Raw genomic sequence first — 7,088 nt, forward strand, 5'->3', positions numbered from 1 at the left:
CGGTGCCGGGTCCGTTTACAGGGTGAGGGGCGATCGGGCAATCCCGCCGGCTCTAGTCCACGGAAACCCCGGCGAATTCCACGACTTTCCGCCATTTCTCGGTTTCGTCGGCGACCAGCTTGCCGAATTCGGCCGGCACCATCGGTTTGGGGATGCCGCCGACTTCGGCCAGGCGGGCGACGAGCTTGGGGTCCTTCAGCGCTTCGCCGACCGCCTTGTTGAGGATCTCGATGACCTCCGGCGGCGTGCCTTTCGGCGCCGAGATGCCGTAAAACCCGACCGATTCGAAGCCCGGTACGGTTTCAGCGATGGCGGGAACATCGGGCACGCTCGGCCAGCGCTTTGGCGAGGTGACGCCGAGCGCGCGGACATTGCCGCCGCGCGCCTGCTCCAGCGCCGACGGAAGGTTGTCGAAGATCAGCTGCACCTTGTTGGAGATGATATCCGGAAAGGCGATCGCCGAGCCGCGATAGGGCACGTGCTGCATCTCGCATTTGGTCATCGCCTTGAACAATTCCGCCGACATGTGCACCGAGGTGCCGTTGCCCGACGAAGCATAGGAGACCTTGCCCGGATTGGCCTTGCAGTAATCGATGAACTCCTGGACGGTTTTCACCGGCATCGCGTTGGAGATCACCAGCATGTTGGTGAGCTGCATGATGCTGGCGACCGGGGTGGTGTCGCGCAGGAAATCATAGGGCAGCTTCTTGTAGAGCGAGGTGCTGATCGCGTTATTGGGCGCGACGAACAGCAGCGTATAGCCGTCCGCGGGCGAATTGATCGCGGCGGCGGCCGCGATGTTGCCGCCCGAGCCGGTGCGGTTCTCGACCACGAATTGCTGGCCGAGATGATCCGACAGCCACTGGCTCATGATGCGGGCGACGATGTCGACCGGCCCGCCGGCGGCAAATCCGATCAGCCAGCGCACCGGGCGGTTTGGATAGTCGGCGGCGGAGGAGGGGACGGCAAGGCTCAAGAGGCAAATCAAACCAAGGGACGTCGCACGCAAAAAGCGAAGCATTATGTTTCCTCGTCATTTTCTTGTTACCGTTGCGGCCATGCTTTCATAAAATTCCAAGCTTGCCTACAACCTCTGCAGCATAAAGATCGATCAATCTCGCGCCGAAGATGTTGGGAGGCCGCCAAATGAAAATCGCGTTGATGGTTTGCGCCGCTGTTCTGCTCACCGGCGGCGCGGCCGCACAGGAGGGAGGCAAGGCCATTTCCAAGACCACGATCACCCTGGGGACGGCGACGCCGGGCGGCGGTTTCCCGCTCTATGGCAATGCCTTTGCCGACGCCATGAATGCGGCAGATCCGAGCCTCTCGATCGAGCCGCGCAATACCAAGGGCTCGAACGAGAACATCCCGCTGCTCGAAGCCGGCCAGCTCGATATCGCGACCGTGGCCGGAGAGCCCGCCTATGAAGCCTTCATGGGCATCGGCCGTCCCGCGACCAAGCTCAAGATCCTGACCGCGATGTATTCGAGCCCCGGCATGTTCGTGGTGCGGGCCGACCGCCCATACCGGACGATCCGTGATCTCGTTGGTCAGCCGGTCGCCTTCGGCGCCAAGGGCTCGGGTCTGCCGATCCTGTCGCGCTACATCCTCGACGGCATTGGGCTGAAGCAGGACGAGGACTTCAAGTCGATCTATCTCGATCGCGCCGGCGACGGGCCAGCCATGGTGCAGGATGGCCGCGCCGCGGCGCTCTGGGGCGCCGGTGTCGGCTGGCCTGGCTTTGCCGCGATGGCGGAAAGTCCCACCGGCGCGCGCTTCATCGCGCCGAGCGCGGAAGAGATCGCGCGCATCCGCGCCAAGCACACTTTCCTGAAGCCGCTGACGATCCCACCGAACAGTTACCCGAAGCAGACGGAAGCGATCGCCTCCGTCGGCTCGTGGAGCTTCATCCTGGTGCGCGAAAGCCTGCCTGATGATGTTGCCTATCGGCTGGCGAAGACGCTGCACGGAATCGAAGGCGAGTTCTGCAGGAAGCTGGCACAGGCCTGCGAGACGACCGCGGCGAACACGGTGGCGGCGGCGCCGAATGTCGAGCTGATTCATCCGGGTGTGCTCAGGTTTTTGCGCGAAATCGGGGTAGCGAAGTAGCCTGTCGTCCCGGGCAAGCGAAGCGCTGACCCGGGACCCATACCACCGGCGTAGTGGTGTGCTCCGCTGCAACCGCTTGTTTGCGACATGACAGCTGCCTGTGGTTATGGGTCCCCGCGTTCGCGCGGACGACGGTGGAGTTCATTTCTTCACCAATCCACACGCTGGATCCGGGGGGCCGAACGCGTCTTCGCCGGAAATCTTGGTGAGGATCTTGTAGTAGTCCCACGGATATTTCGATTCCTCCGGCGACTTGACCTGTACGAGCCAGAGGTCGTGGACCATCAGGTTGTCCTCGCGCAGCTTGCCATTGCGGGCGAAGAAATCCTCGATCGGCTTTTCGCGCATCTTGGCCGCGACCTTCAGGGGATCGTCGGTGCCGGTCTCCTTGATCGCGTTCAGGTAATGGATCACGGAGGAATAGACGCCGGCCTGCCACATCGTCGGCATCCGGCCCAGCTTGGCGAAATAGCGCTTTGACCATTCGCGGGTCCTGTCATCCATGTCCCAGTAGAACGACGTCGTCAGCAACAGGCCCTGCGCGGTCGGCAGCCCCAACGAATGGATGTCGGTGATCAGCGCCAGCAGCGCCGCCATCTGCTGGCCGCCCTTGAACACGCCGAACTCGCCAGCGGTCTTGATCTCGTTCATGTTGTTCGGCGGTCCGCCTGCAATCCCGATGATCTTGGCTTTCGAGGCCTGCGCCTGCAGCACGAAGGACGACAGATCGGGCGTCGCAAACGGCGGCCGCACCGACCCCAGCACCTTGCCGCCGGTCTTGGTGACGACGCTCGCTGCGTCCTTTTCGAGCGAGTGCCCGAATGCATAGTCGTCGGTGATGAAGAACCAGCTGTCGCCGCCGCGCTTCACCACCTCCTGCGCGGTGCCGACTGCGAGCGCCCTGGTGTCGAACACCCACTGCATGGCGTAGGGCGAGCAGAACTTGCCGTGGAAATCGGTCGCTCCGGTCGAATGCGTGATGAACAGCCGCTTCCGCTCATTGGCGACGTTCTGCACGGCGAGCCCGACTGCGGAGACCGGCACGTCGACGATCAAATCCACCTGATCGACGTCGTACCAGCGCCGCGCGATACTGGAGCCGATATCGGCCTTGAGCTGATGATCGCCGACGATCACCGAGATGGGCTTGCCCAGCACCTTGCCGCCGAAATCGTCGACCGCCATCTGCGCGGCGGTGACCGAGCCCTGTCCAGTCGGCGTCGACGCCGGCCCGTTCATGTCGGTGAGCACGCCGATCTTGACGACGTCGTCGGAGATTTGCGCCAGTGCCGCCGTTGAAGCCAACATGGCGCCGGCCAGCGTGGCGAGCACGGAAAATGGTTTACCGAACATCCTTGTCTCTCTCCCTGGACCGGCACGTAGGCCGTTATTGCTTGTTCCGGGACGTAGGCCCGGCTGAATTGGTTTCTTTTGCAACCGGTTCGGGGTCGGCGTCAACGCGTCCTTTCGGAGCAGGAACATTCGGCGGCACCTGTTTATTTCGCGCCTGATACAGTAGACAGGCCGGCCATGGTTACGACCCAGCGACTGCCGGCTTCGCTTACGCCGCTGCAAACCGCGCTCAGCGCCCTATTCCGCGCGCTCGAGCCGCTGCAGCCGATCGAATTGCCGCTTGCGGACGCGCTGCGCTGCATTGCGGCCGAGATGCCCCCGTTGCCGGGGCATCCGCCGCATGATGTTGCCGCCACCGATGGTTGGGCGCTGCGCGCCAACGATCTGGTCGGCGCCTCCTCCTACTCGCCGTTGCCATTAGCCATGCTGCCTGCCTGGGTCGAAGCTGGTGACGCCATGCCCGCGGCCTGCGACTGCGTGCTCGATGCCGATCTGGTCGAGGTGGCCGGGCCGATTGCGCAGGTGCTTAGCGAGGCGATCCCGGGGCAGGGTGTCAGGCGCAAGGGCCAGGACATCGCCGAGGAGAGTCGTGTTGCCGAGGCGGGCCGGCGCGTGCTCCCGCGTGATCTGCTGATCGCACGCACAGCCGGGATCGAGCGGCTCAAGGTGCGGCGGCCGCGATTGCACATCGTCAATATTCCGGGCGCGGTGGCGACCGCGAGCCTGGTCGCGGACAGCGCGCGTTCCGCGGGCGCCGAGGTTATCAGCCGCGAGGCTGCGGCGCGCGATGTCGGATCGATCGTCGCCGCGTTTGAAGATGCGGCCTGCGATCTCCTGGTCACCATCGGCGGCAGTAGCGTCGGCCGCACCGATGCGGCGGTGAGCGCGCTCGCTGCGCGTGGCGAAGTCATCGCTCATGGCATTGCCCTCCAGCCTGGCCGCACTGCCGCCGTCGGCCGCATCGGCACAACGCCGGTCGTCGCACTGCCCGGCGCGCCGGACCAGGCGTTTGCGGCGTGGTGGGCGCTGGCGCTGCCGGTGCTCGATCGGCTGACCGGACGGCAGCCGCGGAAGGCATTGTCGCTGCCGCTGTCGCGCAAGATCGCATCGCTCGTCGGCATCGCCGAGTTTGCGCTCTTGGAGCGGCAGCGCGATGCCTGGACACCGCTCGCGGTCGGCGAACTTTCGCTCGATGCGATCGCGCGCGCGGAGGCGTTTCTGGTCGTGCCCGGCAGTTCCGAAGGATTTGCTGTGGGCATGCCGATCGATGCCTATATGTTGAGGGAATGAGTTCCGACATGACCAATAGCTCTGCGAAGGGCCGCGACAGTGTCGAGCAGGACCAGTTCCTGACCATCCTGTCGCGCGAGGAGGCGCTGGCGCGGTTCGAAGCGGCGCTGTTTCCGCGGCCGGTCGCCAGCGAAACACGACCGCTCGCGCAGGCGCTCGGCTGCGCGCTGGCGGACGACGTCGTCGCGCCGATCGACGTGCCGCCGTTCGACCGCTCCAATGTCGACGGCTTTGCGGTGCGCTCCGCCGACCTTGCGCGGGCCAGCGAGTCTACACCGGTGCGGCTGGTGCTGAACGACGAGATCATCGCCTGCGGCACAGCGCCGGCGCGGCCGGTGCTGTCTGATACGGCGACCTCGATCGCAACAGGCGGACCCGTGCCGCGCGGCGCGGATGCGATCGTGATGGTCGAGCACACGCAGCCCGCGGGTCAGCGCGCGATCGAGATCCGCCGCGCCGCGTCTCCCGGACAATTCGTGTCCTACGCGGGCTCCGACATCGCGCGCGGTGAAACGCTGCTGCGCGCCGGCACCATCATCGGCTCGCGCGAGATCGGCATGCTCGCTGCCTGCGGCATCGCTAAGGTCGATGTGGCGCGGCGGCCGCGCGTCGCCATCCTGTCGACTGGTGACGAGTTGGTGCAGCCGGGCGAACGCTTGCGTCCCGCCGCGATCTACGACACCAATGGCGCCATCGTCACCGCGGCGATCTCCGAGAATGGCGGCGATGCCGTTTTCGTCGGTGCCATCGCCGACGACGAGGCGCAGCTTGAAGCCGCGATGCGCAAGGCGCTTGCCGAGAGCGACATGCTGGTGCTCTCCGGCGGCACCTCGAAAGGCGCGGGCGATGTCTCCCATCGCATCATCGCGCGGCTCGGCAAGCCCGGCATCATTGCGCATGGCGTGGCGCTGAAGCCGGGCAAGCCGCTGTGCCTTGCGGTGTGCGACGGCAAGCCGGTGGTGATCCTGCCGGGCTTTCCGACCTCGGCGATGTTCACCTTCCACGACATGATCGTGCCGGTGCTGCGGCGGATGGCGGGCCTGCCGCCGCGCTCGGATGCGAAGGTGATGGCAAAGGTGCCGGTGCGGATCGCCTCCGAGCTCGGCCGCACCGAGTTCGTCATGGTGTCGCTGGTCGAAGGTACGGAAGGGCTGATCGCCTATCCCTCCGGCAAGGGCTCCGGCGCGATCACCTCGTTTGCGCAGGCCGACGGCTTCCTGAAGATCGATGCGCTGGCCGACCAGATGCCTGTCGGCACCGAGGCTGAGGTGACGCTGTTCACGCCGCATGTGCGCGTGCCCGACCTGGTCATTGTCGGCAGCCATTGCACGGGGCTCGATCTCGTCACCGCGCCGCTGGCGCGCGCCGGGCTGTCGGTGCGCTCGATCGCGGTCGGCAGCCTCGGCGGGCTGGCGGCGGCGAAGCGCGGCGAATGCGATTTCGCGCCGATCCATCTGTTCGATGAGAAGAGCGAGACCTACAACACGCCCTATCTCGCCGAAGGGCTCGAGCTCGTGCCGGGCTGGCGGCGGATGCAGGGCATCGTGTTCCGCAAGGGCGATGAGCGTTTCGAAGGCCTGTCGGCGCAGGATGCGGTGCGCGCCGCGCTCTCCGATTCCGCCTGCATCATGGTCAACCGCAACCAGGGCGCCGGCACGCGCATCCTGATCGATCGCCTGCTTGGCGGTATCAGGCCCGACGGCTACTGGAATCAGCCGCGCTCGCACAATGCGGTCGCCGCCGCTGTCGCCCAGCATCGCGCCGACTGGGGCATGACCATCGCACCGGTCGCGCACGCGTCCGGACTCGGGTTCATTCCGCTGGCGGAGGAGCATTACGACTTCGCGCTGGTGACAGCGCGCAAGCATCGCCCGGCAGTGCAAGCGTTTCTGGAGGCGCTCGCGTTGGACGAAAGCCGCGCGGCGCTGACACAGGCGGGTTTCCGGCCGGCGTAGCGAGGTACGACGCTCTCTCCGTCGTCCCCGCGAAAGCGGAGACCCATAACCACAGGGAGGTGTTGTGGCGGGAGCAAGCGGTTGCAGCGGAGCACATTACAAAGACCTGTGGTTATGGGTCCTGGGTCCCGGCTACGCCAAGGGGCTTCGCCGTGGCACGCAAGCCCGGGACGACGAGGGGAGAGTTCGGATTCAAATGTCAAACAGCGTGGAGATGTGAGTCCGCATTCTCGCGGCATGAAGTGCCCGAGCTTTGCGTTTACTTTCCGCCCTTCTCATCACACAGAGGGCGCAGGGAAAGCCAGGTGCTGGTTGCACCCGTGGGTCCCGTGCAACAAAAAGCACGGGGGTAGGACCACAGGTTCAACCGAAGCATTCCGG

At 65.5% G+C, this 7,088-nt stretch carries 5 protein-coding genes; 3 read left to right on the top strand and 2 right to left on the bottom strand.

Annotation, left to right across the window (positions count from 1 at the left end; all coding sequences use genetic code 11):
- Window positions 1-52: 52 nt before the first annotated feature.
- Entirely contained in the window at window positions 53-1,021 is a 969-nt protein-coding gene (locus AC5ZG5_RS24435) for a Bug family tripartite tricarboxylate transporter substrate binding protein (protein WP_456642084.1), read from the bottom strand.
- A gap of 125 nt (window positions 1,022-1,146) precedes the next feature.
- Here AC5ZG5_RS24435 and AC5ZG5_RS24440 point away from each other — a divergent pair, with 125 nt between their 5' ends.
- Window positions 1,147-2,109: a TAXI family TRAP transporter solute-binding subunit gene (locus AC5ZG5_RS24440; protein WP_456642083.1), complete on the top strand. Its 963-nt coding sequence runs from the start codon at window positions 1,147-1,149 to the stop codon at window positions 2,107-2,109.
- A gap of 141 nt (window positions 2,110-2,250) precedes the next feature.
- Here AC5ZG5_RS24440 and AC5ZG5_RS24445 read toward each other — a convergent pair whose 3' ends face one another.
- Entirely contained in the window at window positions 2,251-3,462 is a 1,212-nt protein-coding gene (locus AC5ZG5_RS24445; protein WP_456642082.1) for an ABC transporter substrate-binding protein, read from the bottom strand.
- 177 nt (window positions 3,463-3,639) lie between these two features.
- Here AC5ZG5_RS24445 and AC5ZG5_RS24450 point away from each other — a divergent pair, with 177 nt between their 5' ends.
- Both AC5ZG5_RS24450 and AC5ZG5_RS24455 read left to right on the top strand, forming a co-directional pair.
- Window positions 3,640-4,752, top strand: coding sequence for a molybdopterin-binding protein (locus AC5ZG5_RS24450; RefSeq protein WP_456642081.1), 1,113 nt, complete (start codon window positions 3,640-3,642; stop codon window positions 4,750-4,752).
- 8 nt (window positions 4,753-4,760) lie between these two features.
- On the top strand, window positions 4,761-6,707 hold the full coding sequence (locus AC5ZG5_RS24455) for a molybdopterin biosynthesis protein (protein ID WP_456642080.1): 1,947 nt from the start codon (window positions 4,761-4,763) through the stop codon (window positions 6,705-6,707).
- Window positions 6,708-7,088 lie beyond the last annotated feature (381 nt).

It is taken from the genome of Bradyrhizobium sp. Ses1 (genome assembly GCF_059512365.1).

What these genes read in the sequence shown, in the direction of transcription:
- AC5ZG5_RS24435 (WP_456642084.1), bottom strand. Translation starts at nt 1,021, where the DNA reads ATGCTTCGCTTTTTGCGTGCGACGTCCCTTGGTTTGATTTGCCTCTTG.
- AC5ZG5_RS24440 (WP_456642083.1), top strand. Translation starts at nt 1,147, where the DNA reads ATGAAAATCGCGTTGATGGTTTGCGCCGCTGTTCTGCTCACCGGCGGC.
- AC5ZG5_RS24445 (WP_456642082.1), bottom strand. Translation starts at nt 3,462, where the DNA reads ATGTTCGGTAAACCATTTTCCGTGCTCGCCACGCTGGCCGGCGCCATG.
- AC5ZG5_RS24450 (WP_456642081.1), top strand. Translation starts at nt 3,640, where the DNA reads ATGGTTACGACCCAGCGACTGCCGGCTTCGCTTACGCCGCTGCAAACC.
- AC5ZG5_RS24455 (WP_456642080.1), top strand. Translation starts at nt 4,761, where the DNA reads ATGACCAATAGCTCTGCGAAGGGCCGCGACAGTGTCGAGCAGGACCAG.